The 25,167-nt window shown below is 65.7% G+C and carries 21 protein-coding genes; 9 read left to right on the top strand and 12 right to left on the bottom strand.

Annotation, left to right across the window (positions count from 1 at the left end):
* The first annotated feature begins 155 nt into the window (after positions 1-155).
* Complete coding sequence (gene glnE, locus EVC45_RS05215) at positions 156-2,951, top strand: bifunctional [glutamate--ammonia ligase]-adenylyl-L-tyrosine phosphorylase/[glutamate--ammonia-ligase] adenylyltransferase (RefSeq protein ID WP_129956965.1); 2,796 nt, start codon at positions 156-158, stop codon at positions 2,949-2,951.
* A gap of 78 nt (positions 2,952-3,029) precedes the next feature.
* Here glnE and recN read toward each other — a convergent pair whose 3' ends face one another.
* A complete protein-coding gene (recN, locus tag EVC45_RS05210) occupies positions 3,030-4,697 on the bottom strand; it encodes a DNA repair protein RecN (RefSeq protein WP_129956964.1) in 1,668 nt (555 codons plus the stop codon).
* Positions 4,698-4,762: 65 nt separating this feature from the next.
* Complete coding sequence (locus EVC45_RS05205) at positions 4,763-5,665, bottom strand: NAD kinase (RefSeq protein WP_129956963.1); 903 nt, start codon at positions 5,663-5,665, stop codon at positions 4,763-4,765.
* A 207-nt stretch (positions 5,666-5,872) separates the two neighbouring features.
* Between EVC45_RS05205 and hrcA the strand changes: the two genes are divergently transcribed.
* The 3 genes from hrcA to EVC45_RS05190 all read left to right on the top strand — a co-directional run bounded on the left by hrcA (position 5,873) and on the right by EVC45_RS05190 (position 8,561).
* Positions 5,873-6,892: a heat-inducible transcriptional repressor HrcA gene (gene hrcA, locus EVC45_RS05200; RefSeq protein WP_129956962.1), complete on the top strand. Its 1,020-nt coding sequence runs from the start codon at positions 5,873-5,875 to the stop codon at positions 6,890-6,892.
* A gap of 182 nt (positions 6,893-7,074) precedes the next feature.
* A complete protein-coding gene (gene hemH, locus EVC45_RS05195; protein WP_129956961.1) occupies positions 7,075-8,145 on the top strand; it encodes a ferrochelatase in 1,071 nt (356 codons plus the stop codon).
* 8 nt (positions 8,146-8,153) lie between these two features.
* Entirely contained in the window at positions 8,154-8,561 is a 408-nt protein-coding gene (locus tag EVC45_RS05190) for an RNA-binding S4 domain-containing protein (protein ID WP_129956960.1), read from the top strand.
* On the opposite strand, the gene EVC45_RS45515 is transcribed toward EVC45_RS05190, so the two are convergent.
* The gene (locus EVC45_RS45515; protein WP_168991409.1) at positions 8,533-8,694 is read right to left on the bottom strand and encodes a hypothetical protein; all 162 of its coding nucleotides are present in this window, start codon (positions 8,692-8,694) and stop codon (positions 8,533-8,535) included. The genes EVC45_RS05190 and EVC45_RS45515 overlap by 29 nt on opposite strands.
* Positions 8,695-9,061: 367 nt before the next feature.
* Here EVC45_RS45515 and grpE point away from each other — a divergent pair, with 367 nt between their 5' ends.
* The 4 genes from grpE to pabB all read left to right on the top strand — a co-directional run bounded on the left by grpE (position 9,062) and on the right by pabB (position 15,234).
* Positions 9,062-9,649, top strand: coding sequence for a nucleotide exchange factor GrpE (grpE, locus tag EVC45_RS05185; protein WP_129956959.1), 588 nt, complete (start codon positions 9,062-9,064; stop codon positions 9,647-9,649).
* Positions 9,650-9,972: 323 nt separating this feature from the next.
* Positions 9,973-11,922 carry a molecular chaperone DnaK gene (gene dnaK / locus EVC45_RS05180; RefSeq protein WP_129956958.1) on the top strand — a complete coding sequence of 650 codons (1,950 nt, stop codon included), beginning with the start codon at positions 9,973-9,975 and terminating at the stop codon, positions 11,920-11,922.
* Positions 11,923-12,189: 267 nt separating this feature from the next.
* Positions 12,190-13,329 carry a molecular chaperone DnaJ gene (gene dnaJ, locus EVC45_RS05175; RefSeq protein WP_129956957.1) on the top strand — a complete coding sequence of 380 codons (1,140 nt, stop codon included), beginning with the start codon at positions 12,190-12,192 and terminating at the stop codon, positions 13,327-13,329.
* A gap of 18 nt (positions 13,330-13,347) precedes the next feature.
* Positions 13,348-15,234, top strand: coding sequence for an aminodeoxychorismate synthase component I (gene pabB / locus EVC45_RS05170; RefSeq protein ID WP_129956956.1), 1,887 nt, complete (start codon positions 13,348-13,350; stop codon positions 15,232-15,234).
* Between the two features lie 48 nt (positions 15,235-15,282).
* Here pabB and panB read toward each other — a convergent pair whose 3' ends face one another.
* From panB to EVC45_RS05135, 7 genes are all read right to left on the bottom strand, one after another.
* Positions 15,283-16,098 (bottom strand): 3-methyl-2-oxobutanoate hydroxymethyltransferase, encoded by an 816-nt coding sequence (gene panB / locus EVC45_RS05165; RefSeq protein ID WP_129956955.1) that lies wholly within the window; start codon positions 16,096-16,098, stop codon positions 15,283-15,285.
* Positions 16,099-16,135: 37 nt separating this feature from the next.
* On the bottom strand, positions 16,136-16,816 hold the full coding sequence (locus EVC45_RS05160) for a deoxynucleoside kinase (protein WP_129956954.1): 681 nt from the start codon (positions 16,814-16,816) through the stop codon (positions 16,136-16,138).
* A complete protein-coding gene (gene folK / locus EVC45_RS05155; protein WP_129956953.1) occupies positions 16,813-17,355 on the bottom strand; it encodes a 2-amino-4-hydroxy-6-hydroxymethyldihydropteridine diphosphokinase in 543 nt (180 codons plus the stop codon). Before folK ends, EVC45_RS05160 begins: the two co-directional genes overlap by 4 nt.
* A 51-nt stretch (positions 17,356-17,406) precedes the next feature.
* The gene (gene pcnB / locus EVC45_RS05150; RefSeq protein ID WP_129956952.1) at positions 17,407-19,035 is read right to left on the bottom strand and encodes a polynucleotide adenylyltransferase PcnB; all 1,629 of its coding nucleotides are present in this window, start codon (positions 19,033-19,035) and stop codon (positions 17,407-17,409) included.
* Entirely contained in the window at positions 19,032-19,718 is a 687-nt protein-coding gene (locus tag EVC45_RS05145) for an HAD family phosphatase (RefSeq protein ID WP_129956951.1), read from the bottom strand. Before EVC45_RS05145 ends, pcnB begins: the two co-directional genes overlap by 4 nt.
* Complete coding sequence (gene hda / locus EVC45_RS05140) at positions 19,711-20,463, bottom strand: DnaA regulatory inactivator Hda (protein WP_129956950.1); 753 nt, start codon at positions 20,461-20,463, stop codon at positions 19,711-19,713. Before hda ends, EVC45_RS05145 begins: the two co-directional genes overlap by 8 nt.
* A gap of 74 nt (positions 20,464-20,537) precedes the next feature.
* Complete coding sequence (locus tag EVC45_RS05135; RefSeq protein ID WP_129956949.1) at positions 20,538-20,741, bottom strand: hypothetical protein; 204 nt, start codon at positions 20,739-20,741, stop codon at positions 20,538-20,540.
* Between EVC45_RS05135 and purM the strand changes: the two genes are divergently transcribed.
* Positions 20,740-21,795 (top strand): phosphoribosylformylglycinamidine cyclo-ligase, encoded by a 1,056-nt coding sequence (gene purM / locus EVC45_RS05130; protein WP_129956948.1) that lies wholly within the window; start codon positions 20,740-20,742, stop codon positions 21,793-21,795. The two genes, EVC45_RS05135 and purM, sit on opposite strands and share 2 nt — an antisense overlap.
* 155 nt (positions 21,796-21,950) lie before the next feature.
* Here purM and miaA read toward each other — a convergent pair whose 3' ends face one another.
* Both miaA and mutL read right to left on the bottom strand, forming a co-directional pair.
* Positions 21,951-22,895, bottom strand: a complete 945-nt coding sequence (gene miaA, locus EVC45_RS05125; RefSeq protein WP_129956947.1) for a tRNA (adenosine(37)-N6)-dimethylallyltransferase MiaA — start codon at positions 22,893-22,895, stop codon at positions 21,951-21,953.
* A gap of 20 nt (positions 22,896-22,915) precedes the next feature.
* Positions 22,916-25,015: a DNA mismatch repair endonuclease MutL gene (mutL, locus tag EVC45_RS05120; protein ID WP_129956946.1), complete on the bottom strand. Its 2,100-nt coding sequence runs from the start codon at positions 25,013-25,015 to the stop codon at positions 22,916-22,918.
* Positions 25,016-25,167 lie beyond the last annotated feature (152 nt).

Raw genomic sequence — 25,167 nt, 5'->3', positions numbered from 1 at the left:
CTTGGCGAGGCCGTCCGGCACGCGGCTCGGCACGCTTGCCGTCGCGTGCCGATTGCGCAGCGGAAGGACACGACAATAACCCCGGAACGATACCCGGACACCGTCAGAATACCGCCGGACAATTACGATCAAGCAACGAGCGAGCCAGATTTTTGATGACTGACGCCACCCTCCTGAGTTCCAACTATTCGCACTATGCGGCGCGCGCCGCCGCGGCCCGCCCGCAACTGGTTGCGCAGGTCAGCGCGCTCGCCGACGAACCGCTGACGCGCGAGCGCATCGACGCGCGTCTCGACGCGCTGTGCGCTGAGGCGGCGGGCGCGGCCGGTGCGCCGGTCAATGAAGATGCGCTCAAGCGCGCGCTGCGCCAGCTGCGTACCGAAGTATTCTGCGCGGTGATGGAGCGCGACCTGGCCGGCGAAGCCGACATCGCCGAAGTCACCGGCGCGATGACCGATCTCGCGGAAACGACGATCCAGCGCGCGCTGACGGTGCTGAGTGCCGAGCTCGAAGCGCTGTATGGCGAGCCGCGCGGCCCGCAGGGCGAACGGCTCACGCTCGGCGTGGTCGGCATGGGCAAGCTCGGCGGGCGCGAGCTGAACGTGTCGTCGGATATCGACCTGATCTTCGTCTACGAGGACGACGGCGAGACCGCCGGCGGCCAGCGCTCGCCGCTCGCGACCCAGGAGTTCTTCACGCGTCTCGGCAAGCGGCTGATCGGCGCGCTCGCCGAAGTCACCGCCGACGGTTATGTATTTCGCGTCGACATGCGTCTGCGGCCGAACGGCGATTCGGGGCCGCTCGTGTGCAGCCTCGGCATGCTCGAAGAGTATTTCTACGTGCAGGGCCGCGAGTGGGAACGCTACGCGTGGATCAAGGGCCGCCTCGTGTCCGAGGGCGCGAGCGCGTCGGCGCAGCGGTTGCAGAAGCAGCTCGACGCGATCGTCACGCCGTTCGTCTATCGACGCTATCTGGACTTCGGCGTGATCAGCGCGATCCGCGCGCTGCATCTGCAGATCCGCCAGGAGGCGCAGCGCCGCGCGTCGATGCGCCCCGACAAGGCCGACGACATCAAGCTCGGCCGTGGCGGCATCCGTGAAATCGAATTCAGCGCGCAGGTGTTCCAGCTGATCCGCGGCGGCCAGGACGCCGGCTTTCGCGTGCGGCCGACGCTCGCGGTGCTGCGCCACGCGGCCACGCATGGGCTGCTGGACCCGTCGGTGTGCGTGAAGCTGTCGCAGGCGTATCGCTTTCTGCGTGAGCTCGAGCATCGTCTGCAGTATCGCAACGACGCGCAGACCCACGCGATGCCCATCGATGCAGCAGAGCGCCTGGCGCTCGCGCTCGCGATGGGCTGCGACGACTACGCGCAATTGATGACGAAGCTCGACGCGCATCGCGAGTTCGTCGAACAGCAGTTCGACCAGATCTTCGCCGACAAGGTGGGCGGCCGCGACGGCTGCGGCGCGCCCGAGGACGGCGCGGCCGCGTGGGTGTGGAGCAGCGCGCTCGCCGACGATAGCGCCGACGACGCGCTGCGCGCGCGCCTCGTCGAACTGGGGGTGGCCGAGCCCGGCGAACTGCTCGCGCGGCTGCAGGCGGTGTGGCGCTCGTCGCGCTACACCGGTCTGAACGAGCGCAGCCGCCAGCGTTTCGACATCGTCGCCCAGCGCGCGCTCGAAGCCGCGCGCACGCTGGAGCCGGTCGGGCGGCGCGGCGATACGGTTGCGCGCCTGTTCGACCTGCTCGAAGCGGTGAGCCGGCGCGGCGCGTATCTGGCGCTCCTGACCGAGTATCCGCAGGCGCTGCATCAGGTGCTGTCGGTGCTGGGCGGCTCGCGCTGGGCGGCCGGCTATCTGATTCGCCATCCGCAACTGCTCGACGAGCTGCTCGACGTCGAGGCGATCAACAGCCCGTTCGACTGGCCCGAATTCAAGCGCACGTTGCGTTTGCGGCTCGCCGCTGCCGACGGCATCGAGCAGCAGATGGATCTGCTGCGTCACGCGCATCAGGCCGAGGTGTTTCGCATTCTGCTGATCGACCTGGCCGGCAAGCTGTCCGTCGAGCACGTCAGCGACCGGCTGTCCGAGCTCGCCGACGCGGTGCTCGACGTGACGATCGAAGCCGTGTGGAACCAGTTGGCCAAACGTCACCGCGAGGTGCCGCGTTTCGCGGTGATCGCGTACGGCAAGCTCGGCGGCAAGGAGCTCGGCTACGCGTCGGACCTCGATCTGATCTTCCTGTACGACGATCCCGACGATGCCGCCGCCGACGTCTACGCAACCTTCACGCGGCGTCTGATCACGTGGCTCACCACCGCGACCGGCGCCGGCACGCTGTTCGACGTCGATCTGCGGCTGCGGCCGAATGGCGAGTCGGGCCTGCTCGTCACCGATCTCGACGCGTTTCGCCGCTACCAGCTACGCGAGGGCGACGCGGCGAACACCGCGTGGGTGTGGGAGCATCAGGCGCTGACGCGTGCGCGCTACTGTGCCGGCGATGCCGGGATCGGCGCGAAGTTCGAGGCGATCCGCGAACAGGTGCTGACGACGCCGCGCGAAGCGCCGCCGCTCGCGAAGGAGATCGTCGAGATGCGCGCGCGTGTCGAAGCGGGGCACCCGAACCATACGCCGGCGCTGTTCGATCTGAAGCACGACCGCGGCGGCATGGTCGACATCGAGTTCACCGTGCAGTACTGGGTGCTGCTGCATGCGGCCAGCGATCCCGAGCTGATCCGCAATACCGGCAATATCGCGCTGCTGCGCGAGGTGTCACGTTTCGGGCTGATGAGCGAGGCGGAAGCTGAGACGGTGGGCGCCGCGTATCGGCGCTATCGCAAGCTGCAGCACACGCTGCGGCTCGATGGGATGGAGAAGGCGCGGGTCGATCCGGCGCTGGTCGCGACCGAGCGCGAGGCGGTGCTGGCGTTGTGGAAGAGGGTGTTCGGGTAAGGGCGCCGTGGCATTTCGCCTGGCGCACTCATCAGGCCTGGCCGGGGTCGGTGTGACATCCCGGCCGGCTCGAATCGGCTAAGCGGCCAGCATTTCCTTCGCGTGCTTGCGCGTGGTCGCCGTGATTTCGAGGCCGCCGAGCATGCGCGCGACTTCCTCGATGCGGCTCGCCTTGTCGAGCGAAATGACGCTGCTGAGCGTGCCGCCGCTGCCGTTGCTCATCTTTGCGACCTGGAAATGATGATCGCCGCGCGCGGCGACCTGCGGCAGGTGGGTCACGCACAACACCTGGCGCGCCTCGCCGAGCTGATGCAATAGCCGCCCGACCACTTCGGCCACGCCGCCGCCGATGCCGGTGTCCACTTCGTCGAAGATCAGCGTCGGTGTGGGGCTCGCCGCACTCGCGATCACCGCGAGCGCGAGGCTGATACGCGCGAGCTCGCCGCCCGACGCAACCTTCGCGAGCGGCCGCAGCGGCACGCCGGCATGGCCGGCCACCCGAAACTCGATCTGCTCGAGCCCATGCGCGCCGCCTTCGGGCAGCGGCACCAGCGCGACTTCGAAGCTGCCGCCTTTCATCGACAGTTCCTGCATGCCGGTCGTGACGGCCTCGCCGAGCGCCTTGCCTGCTTTCGCGCGTGCCTTCGACAGCTTTTTCGCCTCGGCGACGAACACTTCCTTCGCTTGCGCCTCGGCGGCGCGCAGGCCCTCGAGGTCGGCGGCGGCATCGAGCGCGGCCAGTTGCTTGCGTCGCGCTTCGTGTTCTTCCGGCAGCGTCTGTGGCTGCAGGCGGAATTTGCGCGCGGCCGAGTGCAGCGCGTCGAGGCGTTTTTCGACCTGTGCGAGCCGCTCAGGATCGAGCTCGAGTTTCTGCGCGTAGTGGCTCAGCGAATAGGCCGCTTCCTGCAACTGGATTTCGGCCGGTTCGAGCGCGGCGAGCACGTCGTTCAGCGCCGGGTCGATCTCCGCAAGGTCGCGCACTTTCGACACGATCGAGCCGAGATGCGTGATCATCGCGTCGTCAGATTCGGACAGCGCGCCGAGCGCACCCTGCACGCCGTCGATCAGATTCGCGGAATGCGACAGCCGCCGATGCTCGGTGTTGACCTCTTCCCATTCGCCCGGCTGCGGTGCGAGCTTGTCGAGTTCGGTGAGTTGCCACGCGAGTCGTTCGCGTTCGAGTTGCAGCTCGCGATCGCGCGTTTGCGCATGCTCGACCGCCTGCGCCTTGTCGCGCCACGTGCGCCAAGCGCGCGTCACTCCCGCGGCCATCTCGGACAGGCCCGCGTGCGTGTCGAACAGCTCGCGCTGCGCGTCCGGGCGCATCAGCAGCTGGTGCGCGTGCTGGCCGTGAATATCGACAAGCATTTCGCCGACCTCGCGCAGCTGCGCGAGCGTGGCCGCCGTGCCGTTGATGAACGCGCGCGAGCGGCCGTTCGCGTCGACCACCCGCCGCAGCATCACGGTTTCGCCGTGCTGGCCGTCGTCCGCCGCGCCGAGCGCCTGCGCGTCGAGCCATCGATCGACCTGCGCGTGCGTCTCGAACTCCGCGGTGATGTCGGCGCGGCTCTCGCCGGTGCGCACGACGCTCGCCTCGGCGCGCGCGCCTAGCGCGAGCGCGAGGGCGTCGATCAGGATCGATTTGCCGGCGCCGGTTTCGCCCGAGAAAACGGTAAAGCCGCTGTCGAATTCGAGGTCGAGCGCGGCGACGATGACGAAGTCGCGTATCGAAAGGTGGCGAAGCATGGAGGTCGTCGGGTGAGCTTGGGATTCGGGGCGGCCGCGGCGGCGTGCGCAATTCAAAGCGTCGCTTACGGCCTCGGGTCTTCTTCGTGCGACGGGTATTCGTGCCAGTGCAGCTTTTTGCGCAGCGTCGCGTAATAGCTGTAGCCGACCGGATGCAGCATCGGCACCGTGTGACGCGAACGGCGCACCTCGATCGTGTCGCCGAGTTCGAGCGAGGTGAACGATTGCATGTCGAAATTGACGTTCACTTCGCGCCCGGAAACGATCTGGATGCTGACCTTCGAGTCGTCCGGCAGCACGATTGGCCGGTTCGACAGCGCGTGCGGCGCGATCGGCACGAGCACGAAGCCCTGCAATTGCGGATGCAGAATCGGCCCCTGCGACGACAGCGCGTACGCGGTCGAGCCGGTCGGCGTCGCGACGATCAGGCCGTCCGAGCGCTGGTTGTACATGAAGCGGCCGTCGACCGACACGCGCAGCTCCGCCATGCCCGAAAAACCGCTACGGTTGACCACCACGTCGTTGAACGCGAGCGCGTGGTAGATCGGCGTGCCGTCGCGCACGATGCGCGCTTCCAGCAGCACGCGCTCCTCGCGCTCGAAGTTGCCCGACAGCATTTGCGGCACGATCTCGCGCATGTCCGAGATCGGAATGTCGGTGATGAAGCCGAGCCGTCCGTGGTTGATGCCGATCAAGGGCGTGCGATACGGCGCGAGCTGGCGGCCGAAGCCGAGCATCGTGCCGTCGCCGCCGAGCACCACGGCGACGTCCGCACGCGCGCCGATCTCGGCTGGACGCAGCGCCGGATAGTCGGTTACGCCGATTTCGGCGGCGGTGTCGGCTTCGAACACGACTTCGAGGCCCAGCTTCGCGATGCACGCGGCGAGCGCGGTCAGCGGCTCGCCGATGCCTGGCGTATTGCTGCGCCCGACGAGCGCGACGGTCTTGAACTGGCTGGTCACTTGCATGCCGGCATTACACCATAGGTAGGGCCTGAAAAGAACCGCACACCGACCCGGTAGTGGGCCGGCGCACACGGGGCGTCTGCGCTTATCGCGATTATCGTTAGAATGGTGTAGACCTGATGACATGCGAGCCCACCGAGGGCGGCGCATTCGCCGGGAGCGGGCGCCGCGGGCGCTCGCTGCGACGCCACTGAGCTAAATTTTTTCGTCATGCTAGATCCTCGCGCACAAACCCTCCTCAAAACGCTGATTGAGCGCTACATCGCCGAAGGTCAGCCGGTCGGCTCGCGCACGCTGTCACGTTACTCGGGCCTCGAACTGAGCCCGGCCACGATCCGCAACGTGATGTCGGACCTCGAGGATCTGGGGCTCGTGATCAGTCCGCATACGTCGGCAGGGCGCATTCCGACGCCACGCGGCTACCGTCTGTTCGTCGATACGATGCTGACGGTCGAGTCCGCCGCCGACGAGGAGGCGGTGATGCGCGCCGTCAAAACCACGCTGCAGGTCGGCGAGCCGCAGAAGATCGTTGCCGCGGCGGCGAGCGTGCTATCCAACCTGTCGCAGTTCGCCGGCGTCGTGCTCACCCCGCGCCGCAGCCACGTGTTCAAGCAGATCGAATTCATGCGCCTGTCCGACAAGCGCATCCTGCTGATCATCGTGACGCCCGAAGGCGACGTGCAGAACCGCATCCTCGCCACCCAGCGCGACTTTTCGCCGTCGCAGCTGGTGGAAGCCTCCAATTACATCAACGCGCACTTTGCGGGCCTCTCGTTCGACGAAGTGCGCCGCCGCCTGCGCGAGGAAATCGACGAGCTGCGTGGCGACATGACCTCGCTGATGCACGCGGCCGTCACCGCGAGCACCGACGAATCCGACGCCGGCGAGACCGTGCTGATCTCGGGCGAGCGCAATCTGCTCGAAGTCGCCGATCTTTCGTCGGACATGGCGCGGCTGCGCAAGCTGTTCGATGTGTTCGACCAGAAGACCAGCCTCCTGCAGTTGCTCGACGTGTCGAGTCACGCGGCCGGCGTGCAGATTTTCATCGGCGGCGAATCGACTCTGGTGCCGATCGAGGAAATGAGCGTTGTCACCGCGCCGTACGAGGTGAACGGCAAAATCGTCGGCACGCTCGGCGTGATCGGGCCGACCCGCATGGCCTACAACCGCGTGATTCCGATCGTGGACATCACCGCGCGGCTGTTGTCCATGACGCTCAGCCAGCAGTAGTCCTCGCGCTGCGTGGAGCTGCCGTCATCGCAGCCCGTGCCGGTCATGATGCGCGAACGCGAAGCGTCTGCCAATCGTCCGAATGGCCAGGGGTGTCTGGCGGCGCCGGGCAGGAACCGCGCCGCTATAATGAATCTCCATTGAATCGACTCGCCGCGTGAAGCGGTGATTTTCTGCTGCCTATGCGCTTCGACCTCGAGCGGCCATCACAGAACGCCACGTCGCATCGCGTCGCCGTGTTGCTGATCAATCTCGGCACGCCCGACGCGCCGACGCCGCGCGCGGTGCGCCGCTATCTCGCGCAGTTCCTGTCCGATCCTCGCGTGGTCGAGATTCCGGCGTTGCTGTGGCAACTGATTCTGCGTCTGTTGATTCTGCCGTTTCGCGGCCGCAGCTCCGCGAAAAAGTACGCGGCGGTGTGGATGCCCGAGGGCTCGCCGCTGCGCGTGCATACCGAAAAGCAGGTCGAGGGCCTGCGTCATCTGCTGCAACTGAACGACTACACGGTGCTGGTCGACTATGCGATGCGTTACGGCACGCCAGGCATTCCGGCCATGCTGAACCAGCTGAAGCTCGCGGGCGCCGAGCGCGTGCTGCTGATGCCGATGTATCCGCAATATTCGGCGTCGAGCACCGCGACCGCGTTCGACGAAGCCTTTTCCGCGCTCAAGCGCATGCGCAATCAGCCGGAAATCCGCACGGTGCGCCAGTACGCCGATCACCCGGCGTATATCGCCGCGCTCGCCGCCCAGGTGCATCACCACTGGCATCTTCACGGCCGCCCCGATTTCGCGGCGGGCGACAAGCTCGTGCTGAGTTTTCACGGTGTGCCCAAGCGCACGCTCGACCTCGGCGACCCGTATCACGAGCAATGTCAGCAGACCGCCGCGCTGCTGATGCAGGCGCTCGAATTGACCCCGGTCGAATGTCGCATCACGTTCCAGTCGCGCTTCGGCAAGGCCGAATGGCTGCAGCCCTACACGGCGCCGACGTTGAAGGAACTCGGCGCGGCAGGCGTGCGGCGTGCTGACGTGTTTTGCCCGGGTTTCACCGCCGACTGCCTCGAAACGATCGAGGAAATCGGCATGGAAGTGCGCGACGAATTTCTGCATGCGGGCGGCAAGGAGTTTCACCGCATCGCCTGTCTGAACGCGTCGCAGCCGTGGGTTGCCGCGCTCGGTGAAATCGTCGCGCAACATCTGCAGGGCTGGCCGGTGCAGGCGGTGCCGGTGCCGCACACCACAGGAGCTTGAATACGCAGATGAACTACCGCATTTCAACCGAACCGGGTGCGAAGCTGCGCATCGACAAATGGCTGTGGGCCGCGCGCTTTTTCAAGACACGTTCGCTGGCCGCGGATGCGGTCGACAAGGGGCGGGTGCGCATCGGCGGCGCGGCCGTGAAGCCGGCCAAAGACGTGCGTGTCGGCGATCTGGTCGAAATCGAGATCGAGCGCTACGTGTGGCAGGTCGAGGTACTGGGCGTGTGCGACGTACGCGGTCCGGCGAGCGTCGCGCAGACGCTTTATGTGGAAACGGCGGAGAGCAAGGCGAAGCGGCAGGTCGAGCAGGAGCGGCGCAAGGTGTACCACGAGCCGGCCGCCGTGCTGCAGGGGCGACCGACCAAACGCGACCGGCGCACTATCGACAGATTTTCGCGTGGGGATTGAAAAATTGCTCCACGGTGGCGTGTGCGCCGCCGTACTCGGTGGTGTGGTCGTTGACCGCACCGGACATGCAGATGGTCGTGGTGCCCGCGATCAGTACCAGTGCGACCACCCCGATTGCAACGGTCAGTTTCACGGTACTCCCCCACGTGGGCTGAAACAGGCTATCGGAACGACTGTCAGGTGTCGGTAAGGCTTACGTCAGATTAGGGTTAACGTGGCTTTGCCGCTCCATGAGTGGAGAATAGGTCAGTTGCGGGCTGCACTCAATCTCTATCTGATTGCGCCACATTAATGCTTGTTACGGCGCATTTCGCATGCACGACGGTGGTGCGAAAAAACGCCGGAAACCGCTTGAAACGGCATTTTCAGGCCCCATCTGGGGTCGGGTCTGGCGGATCGGCGCGAAGACGCGTGGCGCGATTGTGCGAAGCACGAATCGCCCCGCGCCGGAACGGCTTTTACCGCCTTTGGCTTTTACTTTTTAACGACTTTTCAGCGACATGGAAAACACGCAAGAGAACCCGACGAGCCAGAATCCCACGCCCGCCGACGAAGCCGCGCGCCAGGCCGCCGAGGCTGCCGGAGCCGCTGCTCAGCAGCAGGACGCCGGCGCCACCACTGAACCTGCCCAGGCAGCGGGCGAGCAGGCGCTGGCCGACGCTCAGGCGAAGATCGCCGAGTTGCAGGAAAGCTTCCTGCGCGCGAAGGCCGAAACCGAAAACGTGCGCCGTCGCGGCCAGGAAGACGTCGCCAAGGCGCACAAGTTTGCGATCGAGAGCTTCGCGGAGCATCTGCTGCCGGTGGTCGACAGTCTCGAGGCGGCCGTTGCCCATTCGTCCGACGACTTGCAGAAGGTCCGCGAAGGCGTCGAACTCACGCTGCGTCAGTTGAGCGGCGCGCTCGAGAAGGGCCGCGTCGTGGCGATCAATCCGGTCGGCGAAAAGTTCGACCCGCATCGCCATCAGGCCATTTCGATGGTGCCGGCCGACCAGGAGCCGAACACCGTCGTCGCGGTGCTTCAAAAGGGCTTCGTGATCGCGGATCGCGTGCTGCGTCCCGCCCTCGTGACCGTCGCGGCGCCGAAGTAAGCACGTCGACGCGCACTTCGGGCGTTTGCGCCTGCGTCGTCGCAGCGCGTCGCATCGCGTCGCAAAAGATCCAGTCGAATCAGGCACTTCCGGCGAACCACGCCGGGGGCGCCGTGCAGGCTGAGGGGGCGGGCTTGCAGCAAGGATTCGGCAGCGCGCCCCGTGATTGAAAAAAATTAAAGACCGCATCGCAAAAGAGGTCTTGAAAACGATGTGGCCGCACTTATTTTGAGTGCAGGTATGAATTCAGAGCGGATAGTCCGGCCGCCAGACGGGCCAACCGGGCGCTTTCCGCAGCGATCAAAGTCAGGAGATTTGTAAAAATGGGCAAAATCATCGGCATCGACCTCGGCACGACCAACTCGTGCGTGGCGATCATGGAAGGCAACTCGGTCAAGGTCATCGAGAACTCGGAAGGCGCGCGCACCACGCCGTCGATCATCGCTTACATGGAAGACAACGAGATCCTGGTCGGCGCGCCGGCCAAGCGTCAGTCGGTCACCAATCCGAAGAACACGCTGTACGCGGTCAAGCGCCTGATCGGCCGCCGCTTCGAAGAAAAGGAAGTGCAGAAAGACATCGGTCTGATGCCGTACAAGATCATGAAGGCCGACAACGGTGACGCGTGGGTCGAAGTGCGCGAACAGAAACTCGCGCCGCCGCAAATCTCCGCCGAAGTGCTGCGCAAGATGAAGAAGACCGCTGAGGACTACCTCGGCGAGACCGTCACGGAAGCCGTGATCACGGTGCCGGCGTACTTCAACGACAGCCAGCGTCAGGCCACCAAAGATGCCGGCCGCATCGCCGGTCTGGAAGTCAAGCGGATCATCAACGAACCGACCGCCGCGGCTCTCGCGTTCGGTCTGGACAAGGCTGAAAAGGGCGACCGCAAGATCGCGGTGTACGACCTGGGCGGCGGTACGTTCGACGTGTCGATCATCGAAATCGCTGATGTCGACGGTGAAATGCAGTTCGAAGTGCTGTCCACGAACGGCGATACGTTCCTCGGCGGTGAAGACTTCGACCAGCGCATCATCGACTACATCATCGGCGAGTTCAAGAAGGAGCAGGGCGTCGATCTGTCGAAGGACGTGCTCGCGCTGCAGCGCCTGAAGGAATCGGCTGAGAAGGCGAAGATCGAACTGTCGTCGAGCCAGCAGACCGAAATCAACCTGCCGTACATCACGGCGGACGCATCGGGTCCGAAGCACCTGAACCTGAAGATCACGCGCGCCAAGCTGGAAGCGCTGGTCGAAGACCTGATCGAACGCACCATCGAGCCGTGCCGTGTCGCGATCAAGGACGCGGGCGTGAAGGTCGGCGAAGTCGACGACGTGATCCTGGTCGGTGGTATGACCCGTATGCCGAAGGTGCAGGAAAAGGTGAAGGAGTTCTTCGGCAAGGATCCGCGCCGTGACGTGAACCCGGACGAAGCCGTGGCCGTGGGTGCCGCGATTCAGGGCCAGGTTCTGTCGGGCGATCGCAAGGACGTGCTGCTGCTCGACGTGACCCCGCTGTCGCTCGGCATCGAAACGCTCGGCGGCGTGATGACGAAGATGATCAACAAGAACACCACGATCCCGACCAAGCACGCACAGGTCTACTCGACGGCTGATGACAATCAGAGCGCCGTGACGATCAAGGTGTTCCAGGGCGAACGGGAGATGGCAGCGGGCAACAAGCTGCTCGGCGAGTTCAACCTCGAAGGCATTCCGCCGGCACCGCGCGGCGTGCCGCAGATCGAAGTGAGCTTCGACATCGACGCGAACGGCATTCTGCACGTCGGCGCGAAAGACAAGGCGACCGGCAAGGAAAACCGCATCACGATCAAGGCGAACTCGGGTCTGTCCGAAGCTGAAATCGAGAAGATGGTGAAGGACGCCGAAGCGAACGCGGAAGAAGATCACAAGCTGCGTGAGCTGGCCGACGCCCGCAATCAGGGTGACGCGCTCGTCCACAGCACGAAGAAGGCGTTGACCGAGTACGGCGACAAGCTCGAAGCCGGCGAGAAGGAGAAGATCGAAGCCGCGTTGAAGGACCTCGAAGACACGCTGAAGAGCAGCTCGAGCGACAAGGCTGCGATCGAAGCGAAGATCGAAGTGGTGGCCACGGCCTCGCAGAAGATGGGCGAGAAGATGTATGCCGACATGCAGGCTGCGCAAGGTGCCGAAGCGGCAGCGGGCGCGGCGGGCGGTGCCGGTGCATCGGCGGGCGCGAGCCAGCAGGCCGACGACGTGGTCGACGCTGAGTTCAAGGAAGTGAAGAAAGACTAAAGCCAGGTCGGCATCCGACCGTAAAGCCGTGCACGGCAATGTGCGCGGCCCGGCTGCACGACAGGGGCGCCCTTTGGGCGCCTCGAGTGCAAGAGCGGTTTTCGCGCCTGGCGAGCCCTTTGGGCTCTCCGGGCATGTTCGTTTTATGGAGGGCGTTGTTTTGAACCGTGGGCAAGCGCGGCGCAGACAGCGGCCGGACGAGTCGTGAGACTCCACAGCATTCACAAGGAGCTACCGCGTCGCTTTGCGCGGTGGCGTTGAACCGATATGGCGAAACGGGATTACTACGAGGTTCTGGGCGTCGCAAAGAACGCGAGCGACGACGAAATCAAGAAGGCTTATCGCAAGCTCGCGATGAAGCACCACCCCGACCGCAATCCGGGCAACAAGGATGCGGAAGAGCATTTCAAGGAGGTGAAGGAAGCCTATGAAATGCTGTCGGATTCGCAGAAGCGCGCCGCGTACGACCAGTACGGTCACGCGGGCGTCGATCCGAACATGGGTGGGGCCGGCGCACAAGGTTTCGGCGGCTTCGCCGATGCGTTCGGCGACATCTTCGGCGACATCTTCGGCCAGGCAGCCGGTGGTGCCGCACGCGGCGGCGGCCGCGCGGGCCCGCAGGTGTACCGCGGCGCCGATCTGCGCTACAGCATGGAAATCACGCTCGAGCAGGCCGCCCACGGCTACGACACGCAGATCCGCGTGCCGAGTTGGGTCTCGTGCGAAGTCTGTCACGGCTCGGGCGCGAAGCCCGGCACCAAGCCGGACACCTGCCCGACCTGTAGCGGCTCTGGTTCGGTGCGCATGTCGCAGGGCTTCTTCAGCATCCAGCAGACTTGCCCGAAGTGCCACGGCACCGGCACCTACATCCCCGACCCGTGCAATCACTGCCACGGCGCGGGCAAGGTGAAGGAAACCAAGACGCTCGAAGTCAAGATTCCGGCCGGCATCGACGACGGCATGCGCATCCGCTCGGCCGGCAACGGCGAGCCGGGCATCAATGGCGGTCCGTCGGGCGATCTGTACGTCGAGATTCATATCAAGCAGCACTCGGTGTTCGAGCGTGACGGCGACGATCTGCATTGCCAGATGCCGATCCCGTTCACTACCGCGGCGCTCGGCGGCGATATCGAGGTGCCGACGCTCGCCGGTCGCGCCAGCTTCACGGTGCCGGAAGGCACGCAGTCGGGCAAGACGTTCCGTCTGCGCGGCAAGGGCATCAAGGGGCTGCGTTCGAGCATCGCCGGCGATCTTTACGTGCACGTGCAGGTGGAAACGCCGGTCAAGCTCACCGAAGGGCAGCGCGATCTGCTCAAGCAGTTCGAAAAGGCGCTCGTGGAAGGCGGTGCGCGGCATAGTCCGCAAAGCAAGAGCTGGTTCGACCGCGTGAAGAGCTTTTTCGATTGATCTGATTTGGCGGTCAGCATGACGGTGGACAGTCGCGGCGCGGTGTTCGCGCTGCTCGACGATTGCGGTGCAACGGCGGCGCGTCCGTCGAGCCGCTTGTACACGGGTTTCGTGCGCGAGCGGGTGTGCACGGAGGCGGCGCAGCTCGAAGCCGTGTGCGATAGCGTCGCTGCGGATACCCGCAACGGCCTGCACGCCGTCGTGCTCGCCGACTATGAATTCGGCCGCGCGCTGATGGGTTTCGATGCGCGCCGGTCCTTTGAAACGCAGCGTGACAATGCCACGCTGCGTTTTTTATTGTTCGAACGCTGCGCGAAGCTTTCGCGCGACGAGGTCGACGCGTGGCTGATGACGGGCGACAACGATACGCCCGAACCGTCGGTCGCGGGCACGGCGAACGTGTGCGAGAGCGTCGATCGCGCCGAGTTCGATGCGGCGATCGACGCGATTCACGCCGCACTGCGTGCCGGCGATTCCTATCAGGTCAACTACACGTACCGCCTCGGCTTCGACGTGTTCGGCTCGCCGCTCGCGTTCTATCGACGTTTGCGGGCGCGTCAGCCGGTGTCGTTCGGCGCGCTGATCGCGTTGCCGGACGCTGCGTGGGTGCTGTCGTGTTCGCCCGAACTATTCGTCGAAAAGCACGGCCCGACGTTGCGCGCGCGGCCGATGAAGGGCACGGCGCCGCGCTCGCAGGATCCTGCCATCGACCGGAGCCAGGCCGAGTTCCTCGCCAGCGATCCGAAGAACCGCGCCGAGAACGTGATGATCGTCGATCTGCTGCGCAATGACCTGTCGCGGGTCGCGCGGATCGGCTCGGTCAATGTGCCGGCGCTGTTTTCCGTCGAGCCGTATGCGTCGGTTTGGCAGATGACGTCGACGGTGGAGACGACGCTGCTTGGCGGCATCACGTTCGCGACGATCCTGCGCGCGCTGTTTCCATGCGGCTCGATTACCGGTGCGCCGAAGCATCGCACGATGCAGTTGATCGACGTACTGGAAAGCACGCCGCGCGGTATTTATACCGGCGCGATCGGCTGGCTCGATGCGCCGGGCGACGATCAGGATTGCGGTGACTTCTGCATGTCGGTCGCGATTCGCACGCTGACCTTGACTGCGCCGACCGCGCAGGCCGGCGGCACGGACGCTCTGCGCGGCAGCATGGGCATCGGCGCGGGCATCGTGCTAGACAGCGTGGCCGCCGACGAGCACGAGGAGTGTCGATTGAAAGCACGTTTTCTGACGGGCGCCGAGCCGGGCTTCGAGCTGTTCGAAACGATGTACGCGACGCGGGAAGATGGCGTGCGGCATGTCGAGCGGCATCTGCGGCGCTTGTCGTCGAGCGCCGCGACGCTCGGCTTCCTGTGCGACGAAGCGCGCATCCGCGAGGAGATTTCAGCGCGCTGCGCCGCGCTGCCGGCGCAGACGCCGCATCGGATGCGGCTTGCTTTGAGCAAGAGCGGCGCGACCCAGATTACGACCGCGGTACTTACGCCATTGGCCGATGCGATGGTTGGTGTACTGCTCGGCTCCGACGCGCAGTTCGCGCCGACGCAAGCGGCCGATCCGCTGCTGCGTCACAAGACCACGCGCCGCGCCGACTACGACCGCGGCTGGCGCGAAGCCGAGGCGAAGGGCGCCTTCGATACGCTGTTCTTCAACGAACGGGGCGAGCTGACCGAAGGCGGCAGGTCGAACGTGTTCGTGAAGCTGGCGGGGCAATGGTGGACCCCGCCGCTCGCCTCAGGCGTGCTGCCTGGCGTGATGCGAAGCGTGTTGCTCGACGGGGAGTTGGGCCTGCAGGCAGCTGAAAAAGTGCTGACGCACGCGGATGTGCTGAACGCGGAAGCGCTGCTCGTGTGCAACGCGCTGCGCGGCGCGGTGCCGGCACGGGTCGTGGGTTAGCGCACTGAAACAAACCGGAATGCCGCGCGCTCGCGCGGCAAACGGGCATCAAAACGTGTGCTCGGCGCCCGGAAACGTCCCATCCTTCACCGCCCGCACATACGCCTCGACAGCCGCCTGAATATTGGGCTGTCCTTGCATGAAATCCTTCACGAAGCGTGGCCGCTTGCCGGGGAAGATCCCGAGCATGTCGTGCAGCACGAGCACCTGACCCGAGCAGTCGAGGCCCGCGCCGATGCCGATCGTCGGAATGCGCAGTTGTTGCGTGACCTCGCCCGCGAGTTGCGACGGGATCGCTTCCATCACGATCAGTTGAGCTCCTGCTTCCTGAACAGCGAGCGAGTCGCGCAGCAGCTGGCTCGCGCCCGCTTCGGTCTTGCCCTGCACCTTGAAGCCACCGAACGCATGCACCGACTGCGGCGTGAGACCCACGTGGGCGCACACCGGAATCGAGCGCTCGACCAGAAACCGCACCGTGTCCGTGAGCCATTCGCCGCCTTCGAGCTTGACCATCTGAGCGCCCGCGCGCATCAGTTCGACCGAGCTCCTGAACGCGTCTTCGCGCGTGCCGTACGTGCCGAAAGGCAGGTCGGCGACGATCAGTGCCGACGGCCTCGCGCGCGCGACGCTCGCGGTGTGATACGCGATGTCGGCCAGCGACACCGGCAGCGTGGTCGCCTGGCCTTGCAGCACGTTGCCGAGCGAGTCGCCGATCAGCAGCGCATCGACGCCCGCGCGATCGAGCAGCGCGGCGAAGCTCGCGTCGTAGCAGGTGAGCATCGCGATCTTTTCGCCGGCCTCGCGCATCGCCTGCAGTTTCGGCACGGTGACTGCGCTCCGGCTCGTCTCCTGCAAATAAGTCATGGTCAATCCAGTGAGAAAAATGAACAGGCCGCGCCGCTCACAGCGACGTGGCTTTGACGAAGAATTCCTTGCGGCCGCGCATCGTTTCGATGCGTTCGGCGAGCAGCGCAAGGTCCGCGTCGGAGTCGAGCGGATTCAGATGTTCGGCGTTGACCGTCAGCACGGGCGCGCGGTCGTAGTGGTAGAAGAATTCGTTGTACGCGTCGCACAGCGCGCGCAGATAGGCATCGGAAATCTGCAGCTCCATCGGCACCGCGCGCTTCTGGATGCGCGCGAACAGCACCTCGGGGCTCGCCTGCAGATAGACGACGAAGTCCGGCTCCGGCGCGCTGACGGCGAGCCGCGCGGCCAGCGTGCGATACAGCTGCCACTCGTCTTCCTGCAAGATCAGACGCGCGAACACGTCGTTTCGCTGCGTGATGAAGTCGGCGATTAGCGGCGTGCCGCTCGCCTGCGCGGCGCTCACTTGCTGCGCCTGCTGCGCGCGTTGCAGCGCGAACTGCAACTGCACCGGCAGTGCATAGCGCGTGGTGTCGCGATAGAAGCGCTCGAGAAACGGATTGTCTTGCGAGCGCTCGAACAGTTCGTGCATCGACCAGCGTTGTGCGAGGCGCCGCGCGAGCGAGGTTTTGCCGACGCCGATCGGCCCCTCGATCGCGATATAGCCGAACGGCGGGTGCAAGTGGGGCGCGGTGACCGTGAGCGGCGGCGAACTCATTCGCAGCGGCCTTTCTCGGCGGAATCGCCGGTGAGCGCACTGAGCATCGGGCACTGGCAGGGCGACTTCACCTTCTCGATGCGCTGATCGCTGACGCTGTCGAGCAGCGCGGCGGCCTGGCCATGCCGCGGAATGACGATCGCCGCGTCGATCTCGACGAGCGGCACTAGCGCAAACGCGCGCTCGACGAGGCGTGGATGCGGCACGATCAGGTCGGCTTCGTCGATGGATTGATCGCCATACAGCAGGATGTCGAGATCGAGCGTGCGCGGCGCATTGCGGAACGGCCGTTCACGGCCGAACTGATGCTCGATCTTGTGGCACAGCGCAAGCAGATGCCGCACGGGGAGCGTCGTTTCCAGCTTCACGACGCAGTTGAAATAGTCGTCGCCGCCCGCGTCGATCGGGGCAGTACGATACAGGCTCGATTTCGCGAGCACGGTGATGGCGTGCTGTTGTGCGAGGCACACCACCGCGTCTTTCAGGGTCTGGCGCGCGTCCCCGAGATTCGCGCCGAGGCCAAGATAAGCAACCGTCATGGCATAACTTCCTGCAACTATCGTTTTGACGGCTTTTCCGCGAACGCCGCGTCAGTCTTCGTGCGGGCCTTCATGACCCGCGTCGTTGTCCGTGCGTTCGGCGGAAGTGCCGCCCTCCACTCCGTCACCTGATTTGCGGTTTCTGGCGCCACCGCGCCGCCGTCGTTTTCTAGGGCTCCGGTCCTTCCCGCCTTGCGTGAGCAATGCCTCGCGCGCGGCGGCGTCTCCTTCGATGAACTCCGTCCACCACGCACCGACCGACTCGTCGAGTTCGCCCGATGCGCAGCGCAACAGGAGGAAATCATACCCCGCTCTAAATCTTTGGTGTTCCAGCAGCTTCAGCGCGCTGCGGCCCGAGCGTTTTTCGAGGCGCAGTTGCAGGCCCCAGATCTCGCGCATGTCGGCCGAGAAGCGCTTGTGGATCGCGAGCTTTTCGGTCTGCATGTCGAGCACTTCGTCCATCGCGCGATGCAGCGCGGGCACCGGGTACTCGCCTTCGGACTCGAACTTCTGCCAGCGCTGCTGCACGTCGTGCCACAACAGCGTCGCGAACAGGAAGCCCGGCGACACCGGCTTGCCGGCGAGCACACGTGCATCGGTATTAGAGAGTGCCAGAGAAATAAATTTCTCGCCGGTCGGCTGCTCGAGCACGACGTCGAGCAACGGCAGCAGCCCGTGATGCAGGCCTTCCTGACGCAGCCGCTTCAGGCACGCGAGCGCGTGACCCGACAGCATCAGCTTCAGCATTTCGTCGAACAGACGCGCGGCGGGCACGTTGTTGATCAGATCGGCCATCTTCTCGATCGGTGCGCGCGTGGCGTCGTCGATCTCGAAGTCGAGCTTGGCGGCGAAGCGCACGACGCGCAGCATACGCACCGGGTCCTCGCGATAGCGCGTGGCCGGGTCGCCGATCATGCGCAACAGGCGCGCGCGCATGTCGGCCATGCCGTTGTGGTAGTCCAGCACGGTTTGCGTGGCCGGATCGTAGTACATCGCGTTGATCGTGAAGTCGCGGCGCGTGGCGTCTTCGTGCTGCTCGCCCCACACGTTGTCGCGCAGCACGCGGCCGCTCGCGTCGACCGCGTGGGTGCGACGGTCGAGCTCGTCGCGCTTCAGACGCTTCGGCGGCGGCGCGTCGGCCGCGGGCGGATCGACCAGTGCGCGGAACGTCGAGGTCTCGATGATTTCCTGGCCGAACTGCACGTGCACGATCTGGAAGCGCCGGCCGATGATGCGCGCGCGGCGAAACAGCTTCTGCACCTGTTCGGGCGTCGCGTCGGTCGCGACGTCGAAGTCTTTCGGTTTTATGCCGAGCAGCAGGTCGCGCACCGCGCCGCCGACGATGAACGCGCGAAAGCCCGCCTGTTGCAGGCCCTCGGTCACGCGGATCGCGTTGCGCGAGATCAGCGTGGGGTCGATGCCGTGCACATCGTGCGGGATGATGACGGGGACGTCCGGCTCGGGCGGCGCTTTGGCGGCGGCAGCGGTGCCGGCGGACTTGCGACGCGGCCGCGCGGTCGTGCCGGAAGCGGTCGTGCCGGAAGCGGACTTGCCGCGCGCCGGCTTGCTGGCATGAGCATCGCCGTCGGCGCTGGCCTCGGCGCGGGTTTCGGCGGACAGCGTGTCGTCAGCGGTGGCCGCGTCCTGGCCGAATAGCTTGCGGATGAGTTTCTTGATCACGAGGGTTGGAAGAGTTCGAGGATGCGCCAGCCTTTGGCCTGCGCATGGGCGCGCAACGTGTCGTCCGGATTGGTCGCGATGGGATCGGTGACTTTTTCGAGCAGCGGGATGTCGTTGTGCGAGTCGCTATAGAAATAGCTGTGCTCGAAGTCGCTCCAGCTCTTGCCGAGCGACGCGAGCCACATTTCGGTGCGCACGATCTTGCCTTCCTTGTAGCTCGGCGTGCCGGTCGGACGGCCGGTGTAGGCGCCGTGCGGCTCGCCGCCGACGGTCTCCATCTCGCACGCGATCAGCGTGTCGACGCCGAACGCCTGCGCGATCGGCCGCGTGATGAATTCGTTGGTCGCCGTGACGACGCAGCACAGGTCGCCCGCTTCGCGGTGCTGTTTCACGAGTTCGATCGCCACCGGCTGGATGGCCGGCGTAATCACTTCGTGCATGTACTGCGCATGCAGGTCGGCGAGCTGCGCGCGCGTGTACTTCGCGAGCGGCGTCAGCATGGCGATCAGATAAGCGTGAATGTCGAGCTTGCCGGCCTTGTAGTCGGCGTAGAAGCGGTCGTTTTCACGGGCGAAATTTTCGGCGTCGACCATGCCTTTTTTCACCATGAAGCGGCCCCATTCGTGGTCGCTGTCGGTGGGAATGAGCGTGTGGTCGAGATCGAAGAGTGCAAGATTAGCCATGGGGGCCTATTTTACTTGAAGCGGGAACGCCGGCGTGTGAACCCGGCATGGTGGCGGGATCGGGCGACGCGAGCATGGTGCGCAACAGCGGCAGCGTGACTGCGCGCTTCTGTTCGAGCGAGAAGCGGTCGAGCGCGTCGAGCAGTGCCATCAGGCTCGGCATGTCGCGGCGAAAGTGCGTGAGCAGGTAGGCCGGCACGTCGTCGGCGAGCATGATGCCGCGCTCGCGCGCCGCGCGTTTGAGTACCGCGGCCTTGGCGGCGTCGGGCAGCGGCGCGAGGTGGAACACGAGACCCCAGCCGAGGCGCGTGCGCAAATCTTCACGCACCGTCATGCCGATCGGCGCCGCGTTGCCCGCGGCGACGAGCGCGCTGGTCGGATGCGCGCGCACTTCGTTGAACAGGTTGAACACGGCGATCTGCTGCGCGGCCGACAGCGCGTCGCAGTCGTCGATCGCATAGAGCGCGACACGCGGATCGAAACCGAAGGCGGCGAGGCTGCTCTGCGGGCCGGCGTAGCGCGCATGCCCCGGCGGCGCTTCTTGCACGAGTGCCTGCAACAGGTGCGTGCGGCCGCTGCCGGCTTCGCCCCAGATGTAGAAGGTGCGATCGGCGACCGGCCCGGAAGCGAGCGCGTCGTCGAGCTCACGCAGGCGCGTGACCAGCTCGGCGTTGGCGCCGGCGAAGAAATTGTCGAATGTCGATGGCGGCGGGGTGCCGAGATCGAGCGTCAGTTGACGAAGCACAGTAGGTTAATGCCGAAAATGAGGCTCGGGCCGCGAGTGGTCCGGTCCTCGGGGCCTGGAACGTTGCCAGGCGCTCAGTTGTCGTGAAGCGTGCTCGCCGGGTCGTGAGGCCGCGGGTCGCGAAGCGCGGCTAACGGAATTGTGCGGGTCGGCGGCGCCGGAATCGGGGTATCGTGTTGCAAAGTCGTTTCCAGGATCTCGTCGGAACGCGCGAATTCCAGCCGGGCGGCCAGCATCGGGTAAAATCGCATTTTACCGACCTTCTTGCTCTTCCCCATGAATCAACCGAAATCCGCCCCTGACGCCCAAGGTTTGTCGTATCGCGACGCCGGCGTGGACATCGATGCGGGCGACGCCCTCGTCGATGCCATCAAGCCCTTTGCCAAGAAGACCCTGCGCGACGGCGTGCTGGGCGGCATCGGTGGATTCGGCGCGCTGTTCGAAGTGCCGAAGAAGTACAAGGAGCCGGTGCTCGTGTCCGGCACCGACGGTGTCGGCACCAAGCTGCGTCTCGCGTTCCAGCTGAACAAGCACGACACGGTCGGCCAGGATCTGGTCGCGATGAGCGTCAACGACATCCTCGTGCAGGGCGCCGAGCCGTTGTTCTTCCTCGACTATTTCGCCTGCGGCAAGCTCGACGTCGGCACGGCGGCGACTGTCGTGAAGGGCATTGCGCAAGGCTGCGAGCTGTCGGGCTGCGCGCTGATCGGCGGTGAAACCGCGGAAATGCCGGGCATGTACCCGGACGGCGAATACGATCTGGCTGGTTTCGCGGTCGGCGCGGTGGAAAAGAGCAAGCTCATCGACGGCAGCAAGATCGCTCCGGGCGACGTGGTGCTCGGGCTCGCGTCGAGCGGCATCCATTCGAACGGCTTCTCGCTGGTGCGCAAGATCATCGAGCGCGCTAATCCCGATCTGAACGCAGACTTCGACGGCCGCTCGCTCGCGGACGCGCTGATGGCGCCGACGCGCATCTACGTGAAGCCGCTGCTCGCGCTGATGCAGCAGATCGAGGTGAAGGGCATGGCGCACATCACGGGCGGCGGCCTCGTCGAGAACATTCCGCGCGTGCTGCGCGAGGGTCTGACGGCCGAGCTCGACCATCGCGCATGGCCGCTGCCGCCGTTGTTCTCGTGGCTGCAGCAGCACGGCGGTGTCGCCGATGCTGAAATGCATCGCGTCTTCAACTGCGGTATCGGTATGGCGGTGATCGTGTCGGCGGCCGATGCCGAAGCGGCGATCGGTCTGCTGTCCGCGGCGGGCGAGCAGGTCTGGAAGATCGGCACGGTCCGTGAAAGCGCGGCGGGCGAAGCGCAGACGGTCGTGGTCTAAGTTTGACGAGGGTTCGCGTGGCGCGCCGCAATGGCGCGCCGCGCGGGCTTCGAAACCTTTGCTTTAAATCCCTCTCTTCAAATCTCCCGCTTCAAATCCCGCGCTTCAAGTCCCCGCTTTACATCCCTCCTGATTTCCTCCCGCCGACCGGCGTCTCAAACCAGTGTCTCGATCAACTCCACCACCCGCGCCGTCGCGTGCGGATCGCAGCAATCCACGACCTGTCTCTCCGGCATGCTGCGCAGCCAGGTGAGCTGTCGCTTGCAGAGTTGCCGCGTCGCGAAGATGCCCTTGTCGCGCATGGTCCGATAGTCGACCGCGCCGTCGAGGTATTCCCACACCTGCCGATACCCGACGCAGCGCATCGAGGGCATCTCGGGCAGCAGGTCGCCGCGCGCGCGCAGTTTCACGACTTCATCGATGAAACCGTGCGCGAGCATCGCATCGAAGCGCTGCTCGATGCGTGCGTGCAGCACGCCGCGCTCGGACGGCTCCAGCGCGACCGGCACGAAGCGCCATGCCGACGCGGAGTCGTCGGTGGGTGCGGGCGCGGCGAGCAGCGTCGACATCGGCTGGCCGGACAGCATGAACACTTCCAGCGCGCGCTGGATGCGCTGCGAATCGTTCGGCGCGAGACGCGCGGCCGTGACCGGATCGATTCCGGCGAGCCGCGCGTGAAGCGCCGGCCAGCCGTCGCGGGCGGCGTCGGCGTCGAGCGTCGCGCGGATTTCGGCGTCGGCGCCGGGCAGGTCGTTGAGGCCCTGCGTGAGCGCCTTGTAGTACAGCATCGTGCCGCCGACCAGCAGCGGCAACCGCCCGCGCGCATGAATCTCGCCGACGAGCCGCAAAGTATCGGCACGAAACTGCGCGGCCGAGTACGAGCCGGCCGGATCGACGATATCGATCAGATGATGCGGCGCGACCGCGCGTTCTTCCGCGGTCGGCTTCGCGGTGCCGATGTCCATCTCGCGATAGACGAGCGCCGAATCGACGCTGATGATTTCGACCGGCCGCCGCGCGGCAAGCGCGAGCGCGGCGGCGGTCTTGCCGGATGCGGTCGGGCCGAGCAGGCAGGGAATCGGAGTAGGGCGTGACGTCATGAGCAAGCGAACGAGGCGCGTTACTGGCCGCGCATGAACAGCCGATCGAGATCGGCCAGCGTCAGCTGATACCAGGTCGGACGCCCGTGGTTGCACTGGTCGGCGCGCTCGGTCGCTTCCATCTGGCGCAACAGCGCGTTCATTTCGTCGAGCGTCAGGCGCCGGTTCGCGCGTACCGCGTGATGGCACGCGAGCGTGCCGAGCAGTTCGTGCTGACGCTCGGTCAGCACGCGCGAGCCGCCGAACGCGTGCAGGTCGGACAGCACCGCGCGCGCGAGCGCTTGCAGGTCGGCGTCCTTCAGCAAAGCGGGGACCGCGCGGATCGCGAGCGTGGTCGGCGACAGCACCGCGAGGTCGAAGCCGAGCGCATCGAGCGTATCGCGCTCTTCCTCGACCGTGCCGATCTCGACCGGATCGGCCTGCATCGTCTGCGGGATCAGCAGCGGCTGCACGGCAATCGCGCGATCGGCGAGCGCGTTCTTGAACTGCTCGTACAGGATGCGCTCGTGCGCGGCATGCATGTCGACGATCACGAGCCCGTGGCGGTTCTGCGCGAGCACATAGATGCCGTGGATCTGGCCGAGCGCGAAGCCGAGCGGCTGGTCGTCGGTGGCGTCGAATGCTGGGGATGCGAGGCGCGCTGCGAACGGTGCTGAATCGTACGGCGGAGTCGTGTCGGTTGCCGAGTCGCGCGCTTCGAACAGCGACGCGCCTTCGACCCGGCCGGCAAGCGGATCCTTGCGGCCGAACAGCGCATCGTAACCGGCGAGCGGTTGCGCGACCGGTAGCGTGCCTTGCGTCATGCGCGCCTGGCGCATCCACGTGTTGCCGGGCTGCATTGCACCTGAGGCGCTGAATCCGCTGCCGCCGCCGCCAAAGCCGCCGCCGCTGCCGGCGCCGAAGCCAGCGCTGCTCGAAACACCAGCGCCCGCGCCAATCCCGTCGCCTACGCCGCTTGTCCCACCGAGCGGCGTCGACCCAAATGAAGCCGATCCGCCGGCCGACGGCTCAAGATGTGCCGCATGCCCGCCCGCCGTCGTTTCCGGCGACGCGCCCGCGTGCCGCGCGAGCGCGCGCTGCACCGCATGGAACACGAACTGGTGGATCGAGCGCGAATCGCGGAAACGCACCTCGATTTTCGACGGATGCACGTTCACGTCGACGCCTTCGGGCGGCAGATCGAGGAACAGCACGTACGACGGATAACGCTCACCGTGCAACACGTCTTCATACGCGGCACGCACCGCGTGCGTGAGCAGCTTGTCACGCACGAAGCGGCCGTTGACGAAGAAATACTGCTGATCGGCGCGACCGCGGCTCGCGGTCGGCAGACCGGCGCAGCCGTAGATCGCGAGCGGACCGGCGGATTCGTCGAGCGGCAGATGGGCGGTCGCGAACGTGTCGCCGAGAATCTTCGCGACGCGCGCGGGCGGCTCGCTCGCGTTCCAGTGTTCGACGGCCTTGCCGTTGTGCAGTACCGAAATCGCGACATCGGGCCGCGCGAGCGCGGCGCGGCGGATCTGTTCGAGACAGTGGCCGAGTTCGGTCTGTTCGCTCTTCAGGAATTTGCGCCGCGCGGGTGTGTTGAAGTACAGCTCGCGGACTTCGATCGTCGTGCCCTGGGTGCCGGCGGCGGGACTCAGCACGCCGGTTTCCGCGTCGATGCGCACCGCGTGCGGCACGTCGGCCGTGCGGCTCGTGATGCTCATCTGCGCGACCGACGCAATCGACGCCAGCGCTTCGCCGCGGAACCCGAGCGTCGCGACCGCTTCGAGCTCGGCAAGCGAGCGGATCTTGCTGGTCGCATGACGCGTCAGTGCGAGCACGAGTTCGTTCTCGGGGATGCCGCAGCCGTCGTCGGTGATCGAGATGCGTTTGACGCCGCCTTCGTCGAGCAGGATGCGCAGCGTCTGCGCGCCCGCGTCGAGCGCATTCTCGAGCAGTTCCTTGACCACCGATGCCGGCCGCTCGACCACTTCGCCGGCGGCGATCTGGCTGATCAGTTGATCGGGGAGCGGCTGGATCGCGCGCAGCGGACGCGGCGCGGGCGCCGGGCTGGAGGCTTCGGAAGGTGCGGCCGCGGCCGCGGTGCCCGCAGGCGTTTCGGAGAATTCGGACATGGCGAAATTATAGCGATTCGGCGCACAGTGCCCGCGCGCACGTCCAATCAGCAGATTTTCAATCGCGCTGAGGCACTTTCGGTATCATGTCGCGGTCAATTCGCAGTGGTCGGCCCGCCGCTTGCTTCTCCTGTTGCAGGGTCGCGCGGCGG

The sequence above is a fragment of the Paraburkholderia sp. UYCP14C genome, assembly GCF_004197395.1.
GTDB lineage: Bacteria > Pseudomonadota > Gammaproteobacteria > Burkholderiales > Burkholderiaceae > Paraburkholderia.
This window is presented reverse-complemented; position numbering and strand designations above follow the sequence as displayed.

Bases quoted from the DNA above. Each gene is read 5' to 3' on its own strand.
- EVC45_RS05205 (WP_129956963.1), bottom strand. From the start codon at position 5,665: ATGCAAGTGACCAGCCAGTTCAAGACCGTCGCGCTCGTCGGGCGCAGC.
- recN (WP_129956964.1), bottom strand. From the start codon at position 4,697: ATGCTTCGCCACCTTTCGATACGCGACTTCGTCATCGTCGCCGCGCTC.
- grpE (WP_129956959.1), top strand. From the start codon at position 9,062: ATGGAAAACACGCAAGAGAACCCGACGAGCCAGAATCCCACGCCCGCC.
- EVC45_RS05160 (WP_129956954.1), bottom strand. From the start codon at position 16,816: ATGAGTTCGCCGCCGCTCACGGTCACCGCGCCCCACTTGCACCCGCCG.
- pabB (WP_129956956.1), top strand. From the start codon at position 13,348: ATGACGGTGGACAGTCGCGGCGCGGTGTTCGCGCTGCTCGACGATTGC.
- dnaJ (WP_129956957.1), top strand. From the start codon at position 12,190: ATGGCGAAACGGGATTACTACGAGGTTCTGGGCGTCGCAAAGAACGCG.
- hrcA (WP_129956962.1), top strand. From the start codon at position 5,873: ATGCTAGATCCTCGCGCACAAACCCTCCTCAAAACGCTGATTGAGCGC.
- mutL (WP_129956946.1), bottom strand. From the start codon at position 25,015: ATGTCCGAATTCTCCGAAACGCCTGCGGGCACCGCGGCCGCGGCCGCA.
- purM (WP_129956948.1), top strand. From the start codon at position 20,740: ATGAATCAACCGAAATCCGCCCCTGACGCCCAAGGTTTGTCGTATCGC.
- miaA (WP_129956947.1), bottom strand. From the start codon at position 22,895: ATGACGTCACGCCCTACTCCGATTCCCTGCCTGCTCGGCCCGACCGCA.
- panB (WP_129956955.1), bottom strand. From the start codon at position 16,098: ATGACTTATTTGCAGGAGACGAGCCGGAGCGCAGTCACCGTGCCGAAA.
- hemH (WP_129956961.1), top strand. From the start codon at position 7,075: ATGCGCTTCGACCTCGAGCGGCCATCACAGAACGCCACGTCGCATCGC.
- EVC45_RS05135 (WP_129956949.1), bottom strand. From the start codon at position 20,741: ATGGGGAAGAGCAAGAAGGTCGGTAAAATGCGATTTTACCCGATGCTG.
- dnaK (WP_129956958.1), top strand. From the start codon at position 9,973: ATGGGCAAAATCATCGGCATCGACCTCGGCACGACCAACTCGTGCGTG.
- glnE (WP_129956965.1), top strand. From the start codon at position 156: ATGACTGACGCCACCCTCCTGAGTTCCAACTATTCGCACTATGCGGCG.
- EVC45_RS05145 (WP_129956951.1), bottom strand. From the start codon at position 19,718: ATGGCTAATCTTGCACTCTTCGATCTCGACCACACGCTCATTCCCACC.
- folK (WP_129956953.1), bottom strand. From the start codon at position 17,355: ATGACGGTTGCTTATCTTGGCCTCGGCGCGAATCTCGGGGACGCGCGC.
- EVC45_RS05190 (WP_129956960.1), top strand. From the start codon at position 8,154: ATGAACTACCGCATTTCAACCGAACCGGGTGCGAAGCTGCGCATCGAC.